1 protein-coding gene is annotated in these 224 nt (G+C 54.9%); it reads left to right on the top strand.

Annotation, left to right across the window (positions count from 1 at the left end; all coding sequences use genetic code 11):
• Positions 1–64: 64 nt before the first annotated feature.
• Positions 65–224 (top strand): type II secretion system protein (locus QCD68_RS17525; protein WP_367316850.1); only part of this gene is annotated, 160 nt, incomplete at its 3' end.

The raw sequence follows: 224 nt of genomic DNA, 5'->3' as shown, positions 1-224 counted from the left end.
CGCCTGCCTAAAACATTCTTATTGACACCACGTCTCAATAGCACTTACCCCGAAAGTGAAAAGAATGAGTTTACGGAACGCTGTTGGACGAAGTCGTGGATTTACCTTGGTGGAGCTGCTGGTCGTCATTGCGATCATTGGGGTGCTGGCGGGATTGCTGTTGCCGGCGGTGCAACGGGCGAGGGAGGCCGCCCGTAGGATGCAATGCTCTAGCAACATGCGGC

The organism is Curtobacterium sp. PsM8 (genome assembly GCF_030433875.1).
Lineage (GTDB): Bacteria > Actinomycetota > Actinomycetes > Actinomycetales > Microbacteriaceae > Curtobacterium.
Note: the sequence above shows the minus strand (reverse complement) of the source record. Positions and strands in the feature narration are given on the sequence as shown.